Origin of the sequence: Paenibacillus sp. Y412MC10, assembly GCF_000024685.1 — a bacterium.
GTDB classification, from domain to species: Bacteria; Bacillota; Bacilli; order Paenibacillales; family Paenibacillaceae; genus Paenibacillus_AQ; species Paenibacillus_AQ lautus_A.
In genome coordinates, this window is record NC_013406.1 from 2,665,333 (window position 1) to 2,682,377 (window position 17,045).

Below are 17,045 nucleotides of genomic sequence, written 5' to 3' on the forward strand. Positions count from 1 at the left end.
AATAGCAAGGTGAAGCAGGATAACCGCTTTGAAAGCGGTTATCCTGTTCTCCGTATCAAGGATAGGAGGAACAGATAACATGGGAGAACCACATTCCTGCTGCGCAGGATCCAGAGCGCACGTGCAGTCGACGGGATCCGGCCAGAAGGCTCTTATTGGCACTATGGGAGACGAAAAGTATGATGAACAGTCTCATCCTGATCTTCATACCGATATGATCAAGCTGCCTGGAGGGACGTTTACGATGGGCACGAATTCGAATGAAGGTTTCCCTCGTGACGGCGAAGGGCCGGCTCGCAGCGTAACCGTCTCCGGATTTGAGATCTCGCCCCATGCCGTAACGAATGGGGAATATCAACGTTTTGTGGAAGCCACCGGTTATGTGACGGAAGCGGAACGGTTCGGCTGGTCGTTTGTATTTGAACTGCTGGCTTCGGAGGAAACGAAGGCAGCAGTAGCCCAGGTGCCGCAAGAGGTGCCTTGGTGGCTGGTGGTCGAAGGGGCTTACTGGGCAGCACCCGAGGGGGCGGATTCCAGCATCGAAGACCGGATGGACCATCCGGTGGTACATATATCCTGGAACGATGCCGAGGCTTACTGTCAATGGGCGGGCGTGCGGCTTCCGACGGAAGCGGAATGGGAATATGCGGCGCGCGGCGGATTGGAGGGCAAGACCTATCCATGGGGAGATCTGCTGAAACAGGACGGAGAGCATCAATGCAACATATGGCAGGGCAAATTTCCGGTCAAAAATAACGCCAGCGACGGGTACATCGGAACCGCGCCGGTGATTGCTTACAAACCGAACGGATACGGACTGTACAACATGTCCGGCAACGTATGGGAATGGTGCGGCGATTGGTTCAGCCCGTCGTATCATCAACAGACCACGGCCATCAATCCGTTCTATGGGGAGCCTACCGGCAGAAGGTCGATGCGCGGGGGTTCGTACCTGTGCCACAGATCCTACTGCAACCGGTATCGAGTCGCGGCGCGGAGCGGGAATACACCCGACAGCTCGACGGGCAACTGCGGTTTCCGGGTGGTGAGGGATGGTGGATCATGATTCAGCAGCTTCTGCAATCGTATTGGCCCGAGTGGTACGGAGATACGGTGAAAGGCCCTACGGGCTGGAACAATACGACCCTTTTTATTCATAACCCGCATCGGCGTTCGGTCATGCGCATTTACAATACCCATCGTGACAAGGCAAGGATCGAATTCGAGTTTGCGGTTTTGGACTCGCTCCAGCGGGCACCCCTTAGCTTTAAGGTCCCAACGCCTGTTCCATCAACGTCTGGCGATAAGATGGTTCGGGTTCAGGACGGAAGTGCTCGATACGCTTGCCTATTCGAATACATTGAAGGAGCGCGACCGGATGAAGAGAGCATTCAAGCGACTTATTCCTTCGGGGAAAAAACGGGAGAACTGGTAGGTGCACTTGCGGCTTGTTCGATTGGAATGGAGCCGGTGTATCCGCCCTATTACGAGCTGCTTCAATCGTATCCTTCATGCAGCAGGACGTTCATTCAGGATTTCTGCAAGCGACCGCCCGTCGAGTTCCAGGAACAAGGAAACGCGCTGCAAATCCTTCAAGAAGCGTACACCGAGATATCCGGCAGGCTGGAATCCCTGAAAAATCTGCCGCAGCAGCTGGTCCACGGGGACCTGAACTTTTCGAACCTGCTCGTAGATTCGGAACAATCGGGCAAGGTCATCGCTTTGCTCGACTTCGAGTTTTGCACAAAGGATGTCAGGGCGATGGAACCTGCGGTCGTTATTTCGGGATTTTTGGGAATGGCGGAAGAGAAGGACGCTATCCGGCAGTTCTGCGAAGGCTTTGCCAGCCGCGTACGGCTGACCGAAGAGGAGATTGCTGCCATACCGGTACTGCTGCGCTTGCGTTTGGTTGACGTTTTCTTGCATTTTTTGAGCCGCTACCGGGAAGGGACCGATGAGTCCCATGTGCTGCAGGAGCAGATCGATATGCTGGCAGCCGGATTGAAGCGGCTGGAGCAAAGTCAGGCATGGATGGAAGACGTGTTAACACAGTATTTGATGTAAACCAAAAACCCCGATCTCTTCAAGAGACCGGGGTTTTTCTTAATGTGACGAACCGTTATTCAAGAAAATTAAAATGAATTGATTCAACCGTTACTTTTTCAGCAGATTAATATGATCCAGGTCCGTGCTGCTGTTGAAGATAAACTCCAACTTATATGCTCCACGATGGTAAGTCAGCTTGGTTTGCTTCGTTTTTCCGTTCTTGAATGTGGTCGTGGCATCCGGAGCAAACCAATTCTTCTTCAGCATTTTCATGGTGATGCCGCCGATGTTCGTCTGTCGTTCCACATTGGTGCCAAAATAACGCATTTCGCGAATCTTATTCAGCTTGTAGGAGAAGGCGTAGCCCGGATTCCCCATGTTGGCCCCGTATACGTCGAAGGCATCGGCATCCTTGCCTGGCACGGAAGGCTCGCCAATGGCCTTGTACACGTCCTGCTTCGTGCTTTTACCGATCGTTAAGCCGCTAACCGCACCGGGGAATTGTCCCTTCAATGCAGGTTTATAAAAGCTGTTGAGCGTCTTGAGCGCGTGCTCGGCAGCATAATCCTCGGCGTTTGCCGCCGTGGCGGCTTCAGCCTGCTGCAGTGGCAAAACAGCATGATTTGCTCCGAATGCACTAAGGCCGACGACGCCCGCCATAGTCAAAGTGACGATTGCTTTTTTAGCTGGTTGCTTCAAGTTCATGTTGCATCCTCTCCTTTGTAACAACTACTTACCACATGCGCTGCGTATCAAACAAGTGATCCTGACTTATCTTCCCATGATAGTTGATGCTTAAGGGCAATGGGTTACGATTCTATGAAGATGACATTGCAGATTTGATACCTGAAATAAGAAGCCTTGCTTGACTAATGGTTTGAACGATGAATCGGGTACGCCAGTCGGCCGAACATTGATGAATCCGTCCATGACCTGAGCGTTATTCGGAAAATGGGGTAATAGTACAGAGGTGATATGAATTTTTGGAAAAATCGTGTAATCTATATAGAACCGACTTTTTCAGGAGGAATTATGGAAACCGAATCCTTACTCAAGGTGGAGCAGCTTGCTCTCAAAAAACACAAAATTTTTAAACAAAGCCAGCTGCGCTACATCGCCCGCTCCATGCTCGCCAGCATGTTTATCGGCTTTGGCGTCATTGTCGCTTTTAAGACGGGCAACTTTTTTTATCTGGAGCATTCCCCGCTGACTTATCCGATGGCTGCCCTTACGTTTGGCGCGGCGATTATCCTGATCGCGTACGGGGGAGGGGATTTGTTTACAGGGAATACGTTTTATTACACGTATGCCGCTCTCCGCAAGAAATTAAAGTGGTTGGAAGTAGTCAAGCTGTGGATCTTCAGTTATGCAGGAAACATCCTGGGGGCCTGCACGTTTGCGCTGTTGATTTTCTTAACGGGATTATTCACCGATTCCTCCGTGAACGGATTTCTGCTCAATGTGGTGGAACACAAAATGACCACCCCGACGGTGCAGCTGTTTTTTAGAGCGATACTGTGCAACTGGCTCGTATGCCTTGCCTTTTTCATCCCCATGTCCCTGAAGGGCGACGGAGCCAAAATGTTTGCCATGATGCTGTTTGTTTTCTGCTTTTTCATCTCCGGATACGAGCACAGCGTTGCGAACATGTGCACCTTTGCCATTGCGCTCGTGCTGAATCATCCGGGCACCATTTCGTTTGATGGCGTATTGCATAATCTGATTCCGGTAACGTTCGGCAATTTGATCGGTGGCGTTCTGTTGATGGGCTTTATGTATTATTTTGTGAACAAGCCTTTTCTGGATGCGAAGGAATCCTCTGGTGAATAAGGTTTGGAAGTGCGCAAGCTTAGCTCCGCTAGCCTTGTAACAATGAATACACCCGCGTATCGTGCGCCGTGCCGTTCTGATAGATATACTGGCGCAGGGTTCCTTCCGCTTCGAAACCGAGCTTGGCCAGCAGTGCGTGGGAAGCCTGGTTCTCAATAAAAACGACGGCACCGATGCGGGTTAGGCCAAGCTCCTGAAATCCATATGCCAGGATGGCGGAGGCCGCTTCGCTGGCATACCCTTGCCTCCAGAAGTCGGGATGAAGCTCATATCCGATTTCTGCTCTTCTATGCCGTGGGGACCATGCGTTATATCCGATCGTCCCGATCAGGCCGTGGGCTTCTTTCCTTTCGATGCCCCATCGAATCCCGCGCTGTTCTGCGTAGTTGTTCGCGAACAGCTCAATGAATCGGCGAGCTTGCTCGGGGCTGGTCAACGTGTCTTGACCGTAATAGCGGGTCACCTGCTCATGCGAGAAGCAGCTGTAGATCGCCTCGGCATCCTGAAGACGGATTTCACGCAGCCTTAATCGTTGAGTCTCTAATTCTGGAAACATGATCTCCCTCCCTGGATAAACAGTATTGGCTAATATGGATTAGATTTCATTATATAAGATGTATTGATAAAGAGAAGAGGATTGCACGGAATTCGCGTTGTTTCCATAAAAAAATAAAGGGCTGGTCGCAAAGTCAAATGGACGTTGGACCAGCCCTTTACAATTTTATCCCTTCACTTCCTGTTACAGGCTCACCCGCGGTTCTAAGCTTTTAACGCAGCGAAATGCGGCTTAAGCTGCCGCCGTTCGCAAACAAACGCTGGATGCTGCGTTCAACCTCCGCGTCCGGTATCAACGGAGGGGCTTGGTGCGGTTTCGTACGGGCATCGATAATGACCGTGTCGCAGCCCCAATGCTTGTGCTCATAGCGGCTGTTGACGCCGTGTATGTCGTGGGAAGGATTGCTGCGCGTAAAGGTTGCCCAGAGAAAATTGTTGAGCGTTGCGCTCATGAATTCACTGTCATCGCACAGAATGATCATCGGGCAGGAAGGAAGCGAACCTCGTTCCCGGATGGCATCGCTAAGGCTCGACATTTCCTGCGCCACATCGGAATAACTCGTAAAAGGGGCTCCCTGGATGGCGACGATGCCGGGCATGATCCATTTTGCGGGCGCATACCCGGGAAGATCCGTTAACGCCTCAGGCACCGCTTGGCACAAATCCCTTTTTTTATCCCCGACCGCCGCAAATACGACCTTGCTGCCGGTGTTGAGTCCGGTTCCGGAATAATCGAGCGTATCGATCGTGGTATTGGTCTGAAAATGGATGTCCCGTTGCAGATCGATGCGTTCCAATATATAGGTCAAGAAGTCCTCGATGCGATGCGTGCTTAAAGGCTGCTTCTCTTCAGCTGCAATGAATAAATACTTGGCCAAGCTTAATTGGCCCGTGCCCAGTATCCGGTTGGAGATGGTGAGAAGCTCAGCCGGCTGCTTTACTTGTTGATATGGGGTATACCGCTCGCTGCCGATGGCAAAGAGCAAGGGGTGTACCCCGGCAGCATCAACCGCATGGACTTCCTTGACCCCCGGAATTTCTTGCCGGATCGCCCCGCCGGTCAGCTCATGAATCAGCTCCCCGAAGGACGTATCTTCCTGCGGCGGTCTCCCGACGACCGTAAACGGATAGATGGCCTGCTGCTTGGCATAGACTTTATGCACTCGCATGACGGGAAACGGATGGACCAGGCTGTAATAACCCAGATGATCGCCAAAAGGTCCCTCGGGCTTGGTTTCGCCGGGATGGATCTCCCCCGTAATAACAAAATCCGCATCGTGGCTGATGCAGTAACCATCCTCATAGCTGTACCGGAAATGTCGTCCCGACAGCAGTCCGGCAAAGGTAAGCTCGCTCATGCCTTCCGGCAGCGGCATAACCGCTGAAATCGTATGGGCAGGGGGCCCCCCGATAAAACAGCTCACTTTCAGCGGCTGACCCAGCTTATTCGCCTTCGCTTGATGGATGCCGATGCCCCGGTGGATTTGGTAATGGATGCCGACTTCCTTGTTCAGTTCATAATCATTGCCTGTGAGCTGAACCCGGTACATGCCTAGATTGGAATTCATGACGCCCGGCTTCTCCGGGTCTTCGGAATACACTTGGGGCAGCGTGACGAAAGCGCCGCCGTCGTCCTTCCAGTGCTTAATGAGCGGCAGATCGGAAATTTGGATTTCCTGAAATCCGGGTGGCAGGGCACCTGTTTTTTTGATCGGCAGTGCAGATTTGGCTGCCAGTCCCGTCCCGATATATTTAAAAGGATTTTTGAGCGCCTTCATCGGATCGTTGCGCAGCGCGATTACGTCTTGCGTAGATTCGAAGGTTTCACGAAAAATGAATTTGCTTCGCTCGATCGTGCCGAACAGGTTGGATACCGCGCGGAACCTTGAACCTTTTACATTCTCAAACAGGAGCGCCGGGCCGCCTGCCTCATAAACCTTCATATGTATGGCCGCCATTTCCAAATGAGGATCGACCTCTTCCTGTATACGAACCAAATGCCCATGTCTCTCCAAATCAACGATGCATTCTTCCAGATTATGATATTTCATTACATAGCTCCAATCGAAGATAGTGAACTTATTCTACTATTATCGACAATCTCGGAGCACAGGTCAATGACACCTAATATAGATGGGACGAATCGTATCTTCAAAGAACCATATCAGAGAGCTTTTTCTGATAGAACATGCAATACACGGCTAGGGCGTTGATATATTCTTCATGCCTTAAAGCAAATCCCCGCCTTAGATACAGATTTACATTCTCCTTATTCTCAGTATCGAGCGCGATTCCATGTGATTTGTTATCCGCATGAACCACTTGGAGCAGGTGCAGCAGCATTGCTGTTCCAATTCCCCTGCCTTGGACCTCCGGATTCACTCCGAACGAGATAATGGTGCGGAGCAGAAGGTGCAGCCGATCTCGTAATTCTCATATAGGAGTTCAGGAACCCTAATGTTTTGACTGGGAGTTGGAATAACAACGGTAAGAGTCTCCCAATCAGCCCCAAAGCGCCCTTAAAACGCTTAAGCTTGCTTAAGCCGGATTTCTCTACAATGTAGGTACCAAGCAAGATTTCGTTTTCAAAAAAGCCCCATACTTCTTCATTCAGCAGAAAGCTTTTGTCAAACATGAAGGAGATAAATGCGGCCGCCCTGCTTCTTGATTTACGATCAAGCCCCGGATCGCCAAATGCATGCAGAAACAAAGGATCCCGGGCAAATGCCCGGCTCATAATGGATGAAAATAAGAGTTTATCCGATTTGGCCAGCTTGGATACTCTGCATGAAGTATTCATGCTTTCTCTACAGCTCCCCCATAATGATCGATAGCAAAGCTGTACAATACTTTCAGCATAAACAGGGTGCCGGCCATTAACATGTAGGGCTGGATGCTGGACAGCAAAAACGTACCCCCTATGCCGATCGACAGGAGCAAGCCTCCTATAAAATGCTGTGATGATTTCCCGATCAGCGCATTCACGATCACGGCTCCAGTGATGGTATATGCCCATATTCCCACCGCATACGCCATGTCGGTATCCAGCAATACGGCTACCAGGAGAATATGGACGTGAATGGCAATGAACACGATCCGCTGTTTTTTACGGGCTGCATAGAAATTACTGGTCGAGCGAGTGAAGTTGGCGATACAGCCGCAGAAAATATCGAAAATAAACAATAAAGCAAGGATACCGCGCCATAAAGGCAAAGAATGCAGGATATCCGGAAAAACAAGGCTTGCCGCTGTGGTCAGACATCCGCCGAACGCCAAGATGACGAGAATCGTGCCAACGGATTGCTGCTCACCGAATACCTCATGCAGAATCGAAGGAATCCTTATTACATTCATCACATACCGCCCTCATTTCGTCGTAATTTAGTTTAAAATTATGTAGTGAATAAATCGTTTTACTACAAAAAGATTATAACTTCGAATAGGTGGTTGTCAATTGATTTATAGTGAAAACATTGAACTACTCTAAAACTTGATATATACTTCACTTGAGGTGGAGAACGCATGAACGGGTATGAGCGCAGAAAGCATAAAAAAATGGAACAGGTCTTCGATGCTGCTTTCCAGCTGTTTTCAAGGCACGGTTACCAAAAGGTTAGCGTTAACGAAATCGCACAACAGGCAGGCGTGTCACCTGCGACGATATATAACTATTTTGGAACCAAAGATCAGCTCTATCTGGAAATGATCATGTATTGGACGGACAAGCAGTTGGAGGTGTATGAGCGCATTCTGGATTCCGCGCGCTCTTTTGCCGAGAAGACCCGAGAAATCATGCTGTTGGAGGCTAAGAATCTGACCTTTTTATCGGAAGAGTTCCGGAATTTCCAAACCTCCGAGGAACGTGGCATTAGTCAGACCATCCAACGGTACAGTGAGGAGAAGGTGAAAGATTTTTTCATGAAGTTTGTCGCGCTGGGGAAACAAGAAGGTTATATTCATAAGGACCAAACCGAAGAGGTTACGATGCAGTACTTCTCGATGTTCATGAATGAGCTAGGGCGGCGCTGGGATTCGGGGAACCGGGAATATGTCAACGGGAGCATGGAGACCTTGATGGAGCTTTTCTTTTACGGTTTAGCCGGGCAAAAACAAGAAGGCAGTTGATACGGTTTTAACCATAATCAGCTGTTACGGGAGTGCTCTAAACGGGGGATGTCTTGAATGGTGTAATGGTAGGGGAATGAAAATTCGCTTAAGCGGTTGAATAACTCTGAGAAGGAATTTATTCGGCGCTGGATCGATTACTAGAAAGGACTGTACATGAACGAATTATTAACGAAAGCGCAAATCGTTGATCTGGTGACAAGACTGTATAATGGGGAAGGCAGCGAGGAAGAGGCAGGGGAATGGATAAATCTGCTGCAAAGGAATGTGCCTCACCCTGACATCAGCAATCTGATTTTTTGGCCGGAAGAAGATCTTACACCTGAGGAAATCGTTGAAAAGGCATTGAATTATAAGCCAATAGTACTGTGAGCGATATAGAAACTGGAGATAAAGACAGACCACCACCAAAGTATTTGATATACCTCCGTTATATCCATCATGAAGGTAAAGAAATATGGCGTTAAATTGTAGGAAGCACAATTTACGGGGTGATCGCGACGCGATTGAGAATCATCTGCTTGTCGGCACATATGGCGGAATGCTGCACCTGATTAACCTGGCAAGCGGCATCCGGGATGAATACAGTATAGGCACAGCCCAAATTTGCGAAACAGAACGCTGGATATTCTGGAAGAACCGAGATCCCTTGCGTTGATAAAACCATTAACCATCCCGCGTTGTTTACCTGGCTCCTGAGGGGGATAGATGTCCACTATGCTTACAAAACTAGAAATAATCGATCAAATCCTTCATCTGCTTCATAAGACCTCCATATATGATCCTGAATACGAGAGCGTGGCCACGCTACCTTTTGAAGAGTGGTATATCGGTGATTTGAGTCCGGTTGTGCGGGTCGGAGAGCAGGATTGCGAGCTCGCTATGTATGAAAGAGGCGTGAAAATGCTCAGCAAGCGGACCAAGGATCCCGATGAAGTGGTCTTCTGGATCCTGGAGGATACCATTCATACCATAGCCCATCTCAAGCTTCTGCAAAAATACAAGGTGGATAACGTAACCACCCATTTGAAGTATACCAAGGATGAGATCCAAGAAATGAAGGACATGATCAATGAATCCTTTCTTCAGATCGGAGGACAGTATGAGGAATGGCATAAGGCAGGCAAGCGGAAAGAGCTTGAGTCGTCTAATCCGGGCAGAAACGCAGGTAAATGCACTGAGCGAAGCTAATCATTATGGCGTGCGTATAACTCGCATGATGAATAGGAGAGGGGCCCGAAATGGTTGAAGTGCTTTTCTTGGACGGATATTTTCTGAGGTGTACGAACTGATCTTCATGTTGGTAATTCAAAAAGGAGCCCCTCGCACAATGGCGAAGGGCTGCTTTTTTTAATTCATAGTCTTATTGCTGAACAATGGCGATAATTTCATCTTCCAGCTCAAGTCTTACCTGCTCGCTGTATGCGCGGATATTGTACTCGGAATGAAGGTAGCGGAGAATGGCCTCGATGAGGTTGGCCTCGATCAAATACTGCGTTCTTCCGTTGACCCATACTTCGGCCGTATATCCCGTATCTTCGTCCCAGCTAAGCTCAAGCGATACGTCCGTTGGTTTGACGCCTCTGCGTTCCGCTTGGTGAAGGCAGACCGCATTGACGATTTCGTCCATGCTTAAAACCATGGATTAGTACCGGTTATTGTGATTGTTGTTGTCGCGAGGCTCGTTTTGTTTACGACGATTCTTCACGGCACGTACAACAGCCATAACGATCATAATCAAAGCCCAAATTGCGATCAGGTTAATGAGCAATCCCATGATTTCGCCCATGAAGCCCATGCCGGCGAACATGCTGCCGAAGAGCAAGCCAGCCAGACCGCCGATCATAAGTCCTTTCATCAAGCTGCCGCCGCTAAAAAATCCTGGTTTTTTCGTGTTAGCCGCTGCCCCTGTATTGGAACGGTTGTTTGTTTGTTGCACATTATTGGTATCATTCTTTTTCGGAGTGCTGTTGTATGACTTGGTTCCGGATTTGAAACCTCCGCCACCTCTTCTGGCATCTGCGGAATCAGGCGTCAGCGCTACAAAGAACAGTGTAATCGCTACTAGAATCGTCAATACTTTTTTCATCGTGTTCTGTCGAACCTCCCAGTTAATTTAGAGTATAAAGAGTAATACGGACGAGTCACGATAAGGTTTCAAAATTTGTGCGGCCATGGTTTGAGGCTGTAGCGCGCTGCTGCTGTCTCAGTAATTCCAGTACCCAATCGCACCATTTCAGCTCGGTTTCAGCCATCATCAGTCCTTTGGTAGCGAGCACATAATTGCTGAATGCCTTGCTTCCGATCTCGCGGGTGTCCTCCGGAATCCCCGCTAAAATCTGCTCATAGTAACGCTTTTTCTCCAGATACCCGATTCTGCGGTCCTCGAAAATATCGACGGCGATGCCGATCTCCGTCAACCACAGGCAAAAGGTTCGAAGAGAAAGCTCATCCTTGGTGACTGCAGGCGCAATCGGTTGGTACATCCATTCACGCAGCTTCTGCATGCCTTTTTCTGTAATCGCATAAATTTTTTTGTCCGGTTTATCGCTTTGCTGAACCCAGTGCGAGGACAACAGCTGTTTCTCCTCCATGCTGGACAGCAGCGGATAGATTTGACTGTGTTTGGCTTGCCAAAAAGGCTGTATGCGAAGCATCAAATCGTATCCTGATGATTCTCTTCTTGCTAGTAATCCTAACAAGCCGTATGACAACGTATTCATGGACATAACTCCCTTTGAAACGCATATCGTGGACGCCAAGGCAGGAATGATAATCCGCCTATCGGTCCGGTTGATAAAAAGTGTACACTGAAACTGTATGGTTTGACAACCGGGGGAGGGGGCTTTCTCTCTGCTTTTGGCAAAATTGTGACTAAAAAAGCACAAACGCGTACGCGTTTGTGCTTCCATTTGACTTTGGTTGCTTTATTCGTTCTCATATCCTTCCACGACGAGATCAAGCGCACCGGTGTTGGGGTCGATGACCATGCCATGGACGGGCACGTTTGGAGGAAGGAGCGGGTGGTTTTTAATCAGGCTGACCGTATTTTTCACGCCGTCCGTAATGTTATCGAAACCGCGAAGCCATTTGGATAACCGGATGCCGGAGTTCTCCAGCGTGGACAGCACTTCATCGGAAATGCCGCGGTCTCTCATGTGCTGGATCATATCCTCTGCGTTCAGGGATGCCATGCCGCATTCATAGTGGCCCACAACGATGACTTCTTCCGCGTGAAGCTCGTACAGCGCAACCATGACGCTCCGCATCACGCTCCCGAAAGGCTGGGAAATGATTGCGCCGGCGTTTTTGATGATTTTGACATCGCCATTCTTGAAATTCATCGCTTTTGGCAGAAGTTCGACCAAGCGCGTATCCATACAGGTGATAATCACGAGTTTCTTCTCAGGAAAACGCCCTGTCAGATAGGATTCGTATTCTTTATTCTCTACAAAGCTGCGATTGTGTTCCAGTATGCTGTTAAGGTGTTTTTCCATCGATTTTTTCTCTCCTTTTGTGTATCTATTATTCGTTTAGAATGCTGCTGCTTACGCTCTGGTATCCACTACCTGGATATTGGTGCCATAATGCTGTCCGCTGCTGTCCAGACGGAAGGCGTAGGCGGCCGGATCGGCATCGAGTTTCATCTTCTCTTCAAAAAAAACAGCTTGCTTGCGGTTCACGATAAACGTTACCGGGCTGTCCGTTTCGACAGCAAGATCATCCGGCGTCGGCTCATCTACAATACGCAGGCCTGGGACGCCGTTGACGGCACATCCGCATCCCTCCGTGTCATAGATCAGCCTGATTGCGCCCGGCTTGTCCCCGAGTTTGTCCTTCAGCTTCAGCTCGGCCTGCGGGGTGAGTTGAATATTCACGGCATCCTGACACTCCTTTATATGTAGATTGTTATTTATTCTTTCTGGAAGTTGATTATATACCTTGTAAAAAGTATCATCAATAGAGTAAACAAGAATCCTATCATAAAAAAGAAGGTGTGCCGGTATGGCAGTACAACATTTCCAGCAATGGGAACAATTTGAACGATTGGTTCGCAAAATCATGAGTTACTACGAAGCTATTGGCCTACTTCATTGGGATTTACGGACAGGCGCTCCGCGCAAAGGAACCGAGATCCGCTCGGAAACGATCGGGGTTCTCTCCACAGAGGCATTTAAACTGCAAATATCGGAAGAGATGGGAGAGCTGTTGTCTTTCTTTGCCAAACCGGAACAGGCTGAGCAGTTGGATGATCGCAAACGCCGCATGATTGAAGAGGTGCGCAAGGTATACGACCAGAGCAAGTCCATCCCGCCTGAGCGCTTCCAGGAATATTCCATTCTCGCCGCCCAATCGGAGACGAAGTGGGAGGAAGCGAAAAAGAACAGCGATTTTGAAGGCTTCGAACCTTACTTAACGAAGATCGTTGCGTTCAAGCAAGAGTTTATTGATTATTGGGGCGTGAAAAACACCAGATACGATACGCTCCTTGATATGTATGAGCCGGATTTAACGGTGGAAAAGGTGGATGCCATCTTTGACCGCTTGAAAGCGCGTTTGGTACCGCTGGTGCATGCGATCCAGGAATCGCCTTTCAAGCCGAAAGCAGACTTCTTGAAGCAGCTGTTTCCGAAAGCACAGCAGGAGAAATTCAGCTTGTTCCTGCTGGAGCAGATGGGCTACGACTTTGAAGCGGGACGCTTGGACGAGAGCGTGCATCCATTTGCCACGGGCTTGAACCCGGGAGACGTGCGCATTACGACCATGTATCTGCCGGACGATGTGCTGAGCGCGGTATTCAGCTCCCTGCACGAGGGAGGCCATGCCCTTTACGAGCAGAATATCGACAAGGAGCTCGCGGGGACACCGCTCTCCGGCGGTACCTCCATGGGCATCCATGAATCCCAATCCCGTCTGTGGGAAAATATGATCGGCCGCAGCCGTCCGTTTTGGCGCCGTTATTTCGCGGATTTGCAGCAGCACTTCCCGGAACAGTTGAAGGACGTGGACGTAGAGGACTTCTACCTGGCCGCGAACAAGGTGGAGAACTCCCTGATTCGCATCGAAGCGGATGAGCTTACGTATAACCTGCATATCATCATTCGTTATGAGATCGAGAAGAAACTCTTTAACGAAGGTTTGGCGGTGAAGGATCTTCCGGAGACCTGGAACGCGAAGTATAAAGAATACCTCGGCATTATGCCGCCAAACGATGGGATGGGCGTGCTTCAGGACGTTCACTGGTCCGGCGGGGATTTCGGGTATTTCGCCTCGTACTCCCTTGGCAACATGTATGCGGCCCAGATGCTGCACACCATGCGCAAAGAGCTGCCGAATCTGGACCAGCTCATCGAAGCCGGGAACCTGGCTCCGATCAAGGAGTGGCTGACGGACAAGGTATACAAATACGGAAAGAGCGAGAAGCCGTCCGAGATCATCGAACGCGTCACCGGTGAAGAACTGAATCCGGATTATCTGGCCGATTATCTCGAAGAGAAATATAAAGAGATCTACAAACTGTCATAATCACGAGAAGCGCAGCCCGAGAGGCTGCGCTTTTTTTATTCGGAAGAGTTTTGAAACCGGGTCCTTTTTATTCGTTCCCTGCGTAAGTGGAGCCAATCCAAATTTGCCGGCCTGCTCTAACCAGGCGTTTAACCTTTGGGCTGACGCTTGCATATGCTGAAAAGAAACATTGGGTCTATGGGAATGGAGGGTTATCGAATGAAGCGTCAAAAATGGTGGGGGCTGGCTTTATCCTTATTTCTGGTCTGCGGAGTTGCGCTTGCCGGGTGCGGGGGCGGCGGATCGGCCACGAAGGTCAAGATCGGCGAAGTGACGCGTTCGATCTTCTATGCGCCGCAGTATGTCGCATTGGAGAAGGGATTTTTCAAGGAAGAGGGGCTGGATGTCGAGCTGCAGACGACCCCGGGCGGAGACAAAACGATGACGGCTCTGCTGTCCGGAGCCATCGACGTGGCGCTTGTCGGCTCGGAAACTTCGATTTACGTGTACCAACAGGGGTCTGAAGACCCGGTCATCAATTTCGGGCAGGTGACGCAGACGGACGGCACGTTTCTGATGGCCAGGGATGGATCGGGTGATTTTGACTGGAACAGCCTGAAGGGCAAAGTATTCCTCGGTCAGCGTAAGGGCGGAATGCCGCAGATGGCAGGCGAGTTTACGCTCCGTAACAAAGGAATCGATCCGCATGCGGACCTGGAGCTGATTCAGAACATCGATTTTGCGAACATCGCATCGGCATATGCTTCCGGTACGGGTGAGTTTGTCCAGCTCTTTGAGCCGCAGGCCTCCATATTTGAAAAAGAAGGCCGTGGCAAGGTGGTGGCTTCCTTTGGCGTAGAAAGCGGGCATCTGCCGTACACCGTGTTTATGACAAAGCAAAGCTATATCGACAAAAACGATGCCACGGTGCAGAAGTTTACGAACGCCCTGTACAAGGCACAGCAATGGGTGGATGCGAGCAGCCCCGAAGATATCGCGGATGCGATCCTGCCTTATTTTAAAGACAGCGACCGCGACATCGTGGTGTCATCGGTCAAGCGCTACAAAGAGCAGGGCAGTTATGCCAGCGATCCGATCGTGGATGAGGCGGAGTGGAACAATCTGCTGGACGTGATGGAGCAGGCCGGGGAACTGAAGGAACGGGTAGCGCCGGATGCCATCGTCAACAACAGCTTTGCCGAAAAAGCCAAGCAAGCTAAATAATCACGTACTCCTGATCCATAGAACGAAAGGAGAGAGCACCATGGTACCGGTAGTTGAATTGAATGATATCGCTCATGTATATGTCACCGATCGGGAAGCCTCTCTGGCTGTGGAAGGAATTCATTTGAAGGTGGAGCCGGGGGAGTTCATCAGTCTGGTAGGGCCTAGCGGATGCGGGAAAACGACCATCTTGTCCGTCATTGCCGGCCTGCTTGCCCCCTCCAAAGGGGCTGCTTACGTAAACGGCAAACCGGTAAACGGACCGTCGCCGGAAGTCGGGTACATGCTGCAGCAGGACTATTTATTTCCTTGGCGCACCATCATGGATAACGCCTTGATCGGATTGGAATTGACGGAGAGGCTGAATCCGCAAAGCCGAAGCGTCGTAGGGAATCTGCTCAGGGAGATGGGGCTCGGGGAGAGCGGTAATCTGTATCCGGCGCAGCTGTCGGGCGGGATGAGGCAGCGGGTAGCGCTCGTCAGGACCTTAGCTACGGATCCGGGACTGCTGCTGCTGGATGAACCTTTCTCCGCGCTGGACTACCAGACGAAGCTGCAGCTTGAGGATTTGATCGTGGAAACCTTGAAGGAGCGGGGAAAGACGGCCATCCTGGTCACTCATGATTTATCCGAAGCGATTGCGATGAGCGACCGGGTCATTCTCTTGAACCGTAATCCCGGGCGGGTTCATCGTTTGTTTGATATTCCCGACAACATCCGCCGGGCGCAGCCGTTTTTTGCTCGCAAGGAGCCGGGGTTCAATGAATTGTTTCATGAAATCTGGGGCGAAATGCAAACGATCGGGAAGGAGTGAAGCCTATGACATCAAGGGATGAGCCGTCAGCTTCTTCTTCGAAGGGCTGGCTCCAGAATATCTATGCAAACCACATGAAGCGAAAGAAAAGCATGCAAAACCGGGTACTGACCGTCCAGCTCAGCCTGCTGCTGCTGTTCTTTATCTGGTGGGAAGCGGCGGGCAGATTCAAATGGATCGACGTGCTGCTGTTCAGCTACCCCACCAAAATCTTCGCGAACATATGGGATAACATGATCAGCGGCGAGTTATGGGGACACCTGGGGGTCACGGTAGGGGAGACGGTTGTCGGATTCCTGCTCGGCACGCTCGTTGGCACGCTGATGGCCGTATTGATCTGGTGGTCCCCGTTTCTCAATAAAGTGCTGGATCCTTATATGGTCGTGTTCAACAGCATGCCGAAAGTGGCGCTGGGTCCCATATTCATCGTGATGTTCGGCGCCGGCTTTACCGCGATTGTCGTCACTACGCTATCCATTACGGTCATTGTGACCACGCTCGTCGTATACAATAGCTTTAACGAGGTGGATTCCAATCTGATCAAGGTCGTCCGCACGTTCGGCGGAACCAAGCGCCAGGTATTTCAACGGGTCATCTTGCCGGCTTCCTATCCCGCGATCGTATCGACCCTCAAGGTTAACGTGGGCATGGCATGGGTCGGCGTCATCGTCGGCGAATTTTTGGTTGCCAAATCGGGTCTCGGTTACTTGATTATGTACGGTTTTCAGGTATTCAACTTCACGCTCGTGTTATCGAGTCTGCTCATCATTGCCGTTGTTGCAACGGCCATGTATCAAATCGTGGTATATATAGAAAGGAAATTGTTGACCCATCGCTAAGCAGGCATCACCTGCGGCGTCAGGCATGGTTGTTAACGGCATAAAAATAAGCTAGGATGAAGATACCTTATATATGCGTATATGCGGCTAACATGATAAAGAAGCAG

The 17,045-nt window shown here is 50.2% G+C and carries 21 protein-coding genes; 10 read left to right on the forward strand and 11 right to left on the reverse strand.

The annotated features are described in order from the left end of the window. Nucleotides 1-79: 79 nt before the first annotated feature. Together GYMC10_RS11630 and GYMC10_RS11635 are read left to right on the forward strand one after the other, a co-directional pair. Nucleotides 80-1,066, forward strand: a complete 987-nt coding sequence (locus GYMC10_RS11630) for a formylglycine-generating enzyme family protein (protein WP_015734637.1) — start codon at nucleotides 80-82, stop codon at nucleotides 1,064-1,066. Further along, on the forward strand, nucleotides 1,063-2,064 hold the full coding sequence (locus GYMC10_RS11635; protein WP_015734638.1) for a phosphotransferase enzyme family protein: 1,002 nt from the start codon (nucleotides 1,063-1,065) through the stop codon (nucleotides 2,062-2,064). The genes GYMC10_RS11630 and GYMC10_RS11635 overlap by 4 nt, the downstream gene beginning before the upstream one ends. A 90-nt stretch (nucleotides 2,065-2,154) precedes the next feature. Here GYMC10_RS11635 and GYMC10_RS11640 read toward each other — a convergent pair whose 3' ends face one another. Beyond that, the gene (locus GYMC10_RS11640) at nucleotides 2,155-2,751 is read right to left on the reverse strand and encodes a YjgB family protein (protein WP_015734639.1); all 597 of its coding nucleotides are present in this window, start codon (nucleotides 2,749-2,751) and stop codon (nucleotides 2,155-2,157) included. Between the two features lie 327 nt (nucleotides 2,752-3,078). Between GYMC10_RS11640 and GYMC10_RS11645 the strand changes: the two genes are divergently transcribed. Then, a complete protein-coding gene (locus GYMC10_RS11645) occupies nucleotides 3,079-3,876 on the forward strand; it encodes a formate/nitrite transporter family protein (RefSeq protein ID WP_009591400.1) in 798 nt (265 codons plus the stop codon). Between the two features lie 28 nt (nucleotides 3,877-3,904). Here GYMC10_RS11645 and GYMC10_RS11650 read toward each other — a convergent pair whose 3' ends face one another. The 5 genes from GYMC10_RS11650 to GYMC10_RS11665 all read right to left on the reverse strand — a co-directional run bounded on the left by GYMC10_RS11650 (nucleotide 3,905) and on the right by GYMC10_RS11665 (nucleotide 7,785). Then, a complete protein-coding gene (locus tag GYMC10_RS11650) occupies nucleotides 3,905-4,432 on the reverse strand; it encodes a GNAT family N-acetyltransferase (protein WP_015734640.1) in 528 nt (175 codons plus the stop codon). A gap of 211 nt (nucleotides 4,433-4,643) precedes the next feature. Further along, nucleotides 4,644-6,482, reverse strand: coding sequence for a UbiD family decarboxylase (locus GYMC10_RS11655; RefSeq protein ID WP_015734641.1), 1,839 nt, complete (start codon nucleotides 6,480-6,482; stop codon nucleotides 4,644-4,646). A gap of 100 nt (nucleotides 6,483-6,582) precedes the next feature. Then, the gene (locus GYMC10_RS32915) at nucleotides 6,583-6,774 is read right to left on the reverse strand and encodes a hypothetical protein (protein WP_261979685.1); all 192 of its coding nucleotides are present in this window, start codon (nucleotides 6,772-6,774) and stop codon (nucleotides 6,583-6,585) included. Then, the gene (locus GYMC10_RS11660) at nucleotides 6,737-7,231 is read right to left on the reverse strand and encodes a hypothetical protein (RefSeq protein WP_261979761.1); all 495 of its coding nucleotides are present in this window, start codon (nucleotides 7,229-7,231) and stop codon (nucleotides 6,737-6,739) included. The genes GYMC10_RS32915 and GYMC10_RS11660 overlap by 38 nt, the downstream gene beginning before the upstream one ends. Next, on the reverse strand, nucleotides 7,228-7,785 hold the full coding sequence (locus tag GYMC10_RS11665) for a hypothetical protein (RefSeq protein ID WP_015734642.1): 558 nt from the start codon (nucleotides 7,783-7,785) through the stop codon (nucleotides 7,228-7,230). Before GYMC10_RS11665 ends, GYMC10_RS11660 begins: the two co-directional genes overlap by 4 nt. 168 nt (nucleotides 7,786-7,953) lie before the next feature. Here GYMC10_RS11665 and GYMC10_RS11670 point away from each other — a divergent pair, with 168 nt between their 5' ends. From GYMC10_RS11670 to GYMC10_RS11685, 3 genes are all read left to right on the forward strand, one after another. Continuing rightward, entirely contained in the window at nucleotides 7,954-8,556 is a 603-nt protein-coding gene (locus GYMC10_RS11670; RefSeq protein ID WP_015734643.1) for a TetR/AcrR family transcriptional regulator, read from the forward strand. 156 nt (nucleotides 8,557-8,712) lie between these two features. Further along, nucleotides 8,713-8,928 carry a bacteriocin immunity protein gene (locus GYMC10_RS11675; RefSeq protein WP_009591395.1) on the forward strand — a complete coding sequence of 72 codons (216 nt, stop codon included), beginning with the start codon at nucleotides 8,713-8,715 and terminating at the stop codon, nucleotides 8,926-8,928. 345 nt (nucleotides 8,929-9,273) lie between these two features. Then, nucleotides 9,274-9,747 carry an immunity 63 family protein gene (locus tag GYMC10_RS11685; protein WP_261979686.1) on the forward strand — a complete coding sequence of 158 codons (474 nt, stop codon included), beginning with the start codon at nucleotides 9,274-9,276 and terminating at the stop codon, nucleotides 9,745-9,747. Between the two features lie 172 nt (nucleotides 9,748-9,919). Here GYMC10_RS11685 and GYMC10_RS11690 read toward each other — a convergent pair whose 3' ends face one another. The 5 genes from GYMC10_RS11690 to GYMC10_RS11710 form a co-directional block, all read right to left on the reverse strand. Beyond that, entirely contained in the window at nucleotides 9,920-10,198 is a 279-nt protein-coding gene (locus GYMC10_RS11690; protein WP_009591356.1) for a YxcD family protein, read from the reverse strand. Nucleotides 10,199-10,201: 3 nt separating this feature from the next. Then, nucleotides 10,202-10,645 (reverse strand): membrane protein, encoded by a 444-nt coding sequence (locus GYMC10_RS11695; protein WP_015734645.1) that lies wholly within the window; start codon nucleotides 10,643-10,645, stop codon nucleotides 10,202-10,204. A gap of 55 nt (nucleotides 10,646-10,700) precedes the next feature. Beyond that, nucleotides 10,701-11,279, reverse strand: coding sequence for a PadR family transcriptional regulator (locus GYMC10_RS11700; protein WP_015734646.1), 579 nt, complete (start codon nucleotides 11,277-11,279; stop codon nucleotides 10,701-10,703). 204 nt (nucleotides 11,280-11,483) lie between these two features. Continuing rightward, the gene (locus tag GYMC10_RS11705) at nucleotides 11,484-12,053 is read right to left on the reverse strand and encodes a beta-class carbonic anhydrase (protein ID WP_009591389.1); all 570 of its coding nucleotides are present in this window, start codon (nucleotides 12,051-12,053) and stop codon (nucleotides 11,484-11,486) included. 51 nt (nucleotides 12,054-12,104) lie between these two features. Continuing rightward, nucleotides 12,105-12,434 carry an iron-sulfur cluster biosynthesis family protein gene (locus tag GYMC10_RS11710; protein ID WP_015734647.1) on the reverse strand — a complete coding sequence of 110 codons (330 nt, stop codon included), beginning with the start codon at nucleotides 12,432-12,434 and terminating at the stop codon, nucleotides 12,105-12,107. Nucleotides 12,435-12,561: 127 nt separating this feature from the next. On the opposite strand from GYMC10_RS11710, the gene GYMC10_RS11715 reads away from it, so the two are divergent. The 4 genes from GYMC10_RS11715 (at nucleotide 12,562) to GYMC10_RS11730 (ending at nucleotide 16,938) form a co-directional block, all read left to right on the forward strand. Then, nucleotides 12,562-14,082 carry a carboxypeptidase M32 gene (locus GYMC10_RS11715; RefSeq protein ID WP_015734648.1) on the forward strand — a complete coding sequence of 507 codons (1,521 nt, stop codon included), beginning with the start codon at nucleotides 12,562-12,564 and terminating at the stop codon, nucleotides 14,080-14,082. A 198-nt stretch (nucleotides 14,083-14,280) separates the two neighbouring features. Further along, the gene (locus GYMC10_RS11720) at nucleotides 14,281-15,285 is read left to right on the forward strand and encodes an ABC transporter substrate-binding protein (RefSeq protein WP_015734649.1); all 1,005 of its coding nucleotides are present in this window, start codon (nucleotides 14,281-14,283) and stop codon (nucleotides 15,283-15,285) included. Nucleotides 15,286-15,325: 40 nt separating this feature from the next. Then, nucleotides 15,326-16,099 carry an ABC transporter ATP-binding protein gene (locus GYMC10_RS11725; RefSeq protein ID WP_015734650.1) on the forward strand — a complete coding sequence of 258 codons (774 nt, stop codon included), beginning with the start codon at nucleotides 15,326-15,328 and terminating at the stop codon, nucleotides 16,097-16,099. Between the two features lie 5 nt (nucleotides 16,100-16,104). Further along, nucleotides 16,105-16,938, forward strand: a complete 834-nt coding sequence (locus GYMC10_RS11730) for an ABC transporter permease (RefSeq protein ID WP_015734651.1) — start codon at nucleotides 16,105-16,107, stop codon at nucleotides 16,936-16,938. Nucleotides 16,939-17,045: the final 107 nt, after the last annotated feature.

Coding starts and splice junctions, on each gene's coding strand:
- GYMC10_RS11645 (WP_009591400.1), top strand. CDS start 3,079: ATGGAAACCGAATCCTTACTCAAGGTGGAGCAGCTTGCTCTCAAAAAA.
- GYMC10_RS11690 (WP_009591356.1), bottom strand. CDS start 10,198: ATGGTTTTAAGCATGGACGAAATCGTCAATGCGGTCTGCCTTCACCAA.
- GYMC10_RS11630 (WP_015734637.1), top strand. CDS start 80: ATGGGAGAACCACATTCCTGCTGCGCAGGATCCAGAGCGCACGTGCAG.
- GYMC10_RS11640 (WP_015734639.1), bottom strand. CDS start 2,751: ATGAACTTGAAGCAACCAGCTAAAAAAGCAATCGTCACTTTGACTATG.
- GYMC10_RS11695 (WP_015734645.1), bottom strand. CDS start 10,645: ATGAAAAAAGTATTGACGATTCTAGTAGCGATTACACTGTTCTTTGTA.
- GYMC10_RS11720 (WP_015734649.1), top strand. CDS start 14,281: ATGAAGCGTCAAAAATGGTGGGGGCTGGCTTTATCCTTATTTCTGGTC.
- GYMC10_RS11670 (WP_015734643.1), top strand. CDS start 7,954: ATGAACGGGTATGAGCGCAGAAAGCATAAAAAAATGGAACAGGTCTTC.
- GYMC10_RS11715 (WP_015734648.1), top strand. CDS start 12,562: ATGGCAGTACAACATTTCCAGCAATGGGAACAATTTGAACGATTGGTT.
- GYMC10_RS11660 (WP_261979761.1), bottom strand. CDS start 7,231: ATGAATACTTCATGCAGAGTATCCAAGCTGGCCAAATCGGATAAACTC.
- GYMC10_RS32915 (WP_261979685.1), bottom strand. CDS start 6,774: ATGCTGCTGCACCTGCTCCAAGTGGTTCATGCGGATAACAAATCACAT.
- GYMC10_RS11635 (WP_015734638.1), top strand. CDS start 1,063: ATGATTCAGCAGCTTCTGCAATCGTATTGGCCCGAGTGGTACGGAGAT.
- GYMC10_RS11700 (WP_015734646.1), bottom strand. CDS start 11,279: ATGAATACGTTGTCATACGGCTTGTTAGGATTACTAGCAAGAAGAGAA.
- GYMC10_RS11665 (WP_015734642.1), bottom strand. CDS start 7,785: ATGAATGTAATAAGGATTCCTTCGATTCTGCATGAGGTATTCGGTGAG.
- GYMC10_RS11650 (WP_015734640.1), bottom strand. CDS start 4,432: ATGTTTCCAGAATTAGAGACTCAACGATTAAGGCTGCGTGAAATCCGT.
- GYMC10_RS11675 (WP_009591395.1), top strand. CDS start 8,713: ATGAACGAATTATTAACGAAAGCGCAAATCGTTGATCTGGTGACAAGA.
- GYMC10_RS11655 (WP_015734641.1), bottom strand. CDS start 6,482: ATGAAATATCATAATCTGGAAGAATGCATCGTTGATTTGGAGAGACAT.
- GYMC10_RS11705 (WP_009591389.1), bottom strand. CDS start 12,053: ATGGAAAAACACCTTAACAGCATACTGGAACACAATCGCAGCTTTGTA.
- GYMC10_RS11685 (WP_261979686.1), top strand. CDS start 9,274: ATGCTTACAAAACTAGAAATAATCGATCAAATCCTTCATCTGCTTCAT.
- GYMC10_RS11725 (WP_015734650.1), top strand. CDS start 15,326: ATGGTACCGGTAGTTGAATTGAATGATATCGCTCATGTATATGTCACC.
- GYMC10_RS11730 (WP_015734651.1), top strand. CDS start 16,105: ATGACATCAAGGGATGAGCCGTCAGCTTCTTCTTCGAAGGGCTGGCTC.